Genomic DNA, 2267 nt, shown 5'->3' on the forward strand with positions numbered 1-2267 from the left:
CCTATCCCCTGTGTGCCTTGCCTCCCACGTACTCGTAATAACTTCGTATAGCATACATTATACGAAGTTATACGAGTCGACCCGGGCCGGGGGTCGCCGCGACGGCACCGGCGGCCGCGCGGTCCCGATCAGTACCACCGCGGCGATGGCCGCGATCAGCGTGGTTCGAATGGCGTTCATTGCGATTCCCGATCGGGTCCAGACACACTTGAATGCCGCAAGCCGTTCAGCCCATTTTCGCCCGATTTTACCCGGTTTAACCGAACGGAGACGGTTCAACGACCGCGATCGAGGGTCGGAACGCTGAGCGACGCGTTCGCTTATAAAGGAACCGGCGAAACGACCGCGGTCGACGGCGAGCCGCGGACCGCGTCAGAAATGGAGTTTCGTCGCGCGTGCTGCGGTCGGCGGCTTGGTCCGATCGAAGACTCGACCCGACGGACGGGTCGCCGCGATCAGGGCTCCAGCCGGTTCGGGTCGCGCGGGAACATGATCGCCTCCTTGATGTTGTCGAGGTCGGCGACCTTCTGGACGAGGCGGTCGATCCCCAGCCCGTAGCCGCCGTGCGGAGGGGTCCCGTAGCTCAGCGCCTCGATGTAGAACTCGAAGTTCGCGGTCTCGACGCCTTCCGCCTCCATGACCTCGACCATGCGCTCGACGTCGTGTTCGCGCTGGCCGCCCGAGGAGAGCTCCTGACCCTTGTAGATCAGGTCGAACTTTCGAGAGGCGATGTCGTCGCCCTCGACCTCTTGCATGTAGTAGAACTTCTCGTCGGGGTAGCCGACGACGAAGAACGCGGGGTGACCCTGCTCCTCGAAGTGCTCGCCGAGCAGCTTCTCGCCTTTCGTATCGAGGTCGGTCGGGTCGTCCGGGAAGTGCCCGTACTCGGTCTCCAAGATGTCGAGCGCCTCGTCGAAGGTGATCCGCGGGAAGTCGTCTTCGGGCACGTCGAGGTCGACGTCGAGCAGGTCGAGTTCGCGCTCGGCGTTCTCGGCGACCCGACGGAGCGCGTACCGCAGCGACTCCTCTTGCACGTCCATCACGTCGTCGTGGTCGTCGATGTACGCCAGCTCCACGTCGAACATCGAAATCTCGGAGACGTGGCGGGAGGTCGCGAAGTCCTCGGCGCGGAACGCGGTCCCGGTCTCGTAGACCGCCTCGTAGCCGGAGGCCATCAGCATCTGCTTGTAGAGCTGCGGGCTCTGCGAGAGGAAGGCGTCCTGGTTGTAGTAGAGGATCGGGAACAGCTCTGCGCCGCCCTCCGCGCCGCCCTTCGAGATCAGGGGCGTCTTGATGTCGACGAACCCCTCGTCGTCGAACCACTCCTCCATCGCGGTGATCAGCTCGGAGCGCAGCGTGAACACCGCGAGCGTCTCCGGCTTCCGGAGGTCGAGCGCGCGGTTGTCGAGGCGGGTCGACAGATCGACCTCGATGTCCTTCGAGATCTCTAAGGGAAGCGGGGAGTCCGCCTCGTCGATGACCTCGTACTCTGTGGGCGCGATCTCGACGCCCCCGGGGGCCTGGTCGCTCTCCAGCGGCTCGCCCACGACGCGGACGACGTCCTCGGCCCCGACGTCCTGAACGGCCTCGAACAGCTCCGGCTCGCGCTCCTCTTTGAAGACGATCTGGATGAGCCCCTCGCGGTCGCGCACGATGAGGAAGACCAGCCCACCGAGGTCGCGGATCTCGTGGACGTGGCCGGCGATGGCGACCTCGTCCGCGTCCGGTTCGACGTCCGACGTGTGAATTCGCTCGATCATGGAGACGGGTGTTACGGCAAACTGGTCGGGCGGCCGGCATAGGTTTGTCGTCTCGGCGTCGGCGGAACCCGACCGCTGTGGCCGTCTCGAACGCGTTCTCCGCCGAGACCGCGACCGCGACGGATTCCGGATCTGCTCGCGAGAACTCGTCGTGACATGTGGTAGCATAGCCAGCATAATTTTAATACGAAACCCGTCCACGGTGTCGTCAACGGCGCGGTACGCGCCGCCGGAGACCCAAATGACCCGTTCCACCCGCTCGACGCTCGTTCGGTCCGCGAGCGTCGCGTTCCTCGGGTGGACGGGTATCGGCTACGGGACTCCGAACCCACGGTCCGTCCGCCCGACCGCGTGACGCGCGTCGGCTGGGGAGGTTTCCCCGCGGGACGGACCAGATCCCCGTTCTCTCCAGCCTGCGCTGTCGTCTCGCGCGTCGAGCCGCGACCGTGTCCCTCGCGGGCGTCAGCGGCGATCCACATCGCCCGGCGCTCGGGGACGCGGACCCGC

1 protein-coding gene is annotated in these 2267 nt (G+C 65.6%); it reads right to left on the reverse strand.

Going from position 1 to position 2267, the window contains the following annotated elements; genetic code table 11:
* Positions 1–455: 455 nt before the first annotated feature.
* Positions 456–1760: an aspartate--tRNA(Asn) ligase gene (aspS, locus tag BN903_RS02410; RefSeq protein WP_048076222.1), complete on the reverse strand. Its 1305-nt coding sequence runs from the start codon at positions 1758–1760 to the stop codon at positions 456–458.
* Positions 1761–2267 lie beyond the last annotated feature (507 nt).

The sequence above is a fragment of the Halorubrum sp. AJ67 genome (assembly GCF_000513435.1).

Bases quoted from the DNA above. Each gene is read 5' to 3' on its own strand.
- aspS (WP_048076222.1), bottom strand. From the start codon at position 1,760: ATGATCGAGCGAATTCACACGTCGGACGTCGAACCGGACGCGGACGAG.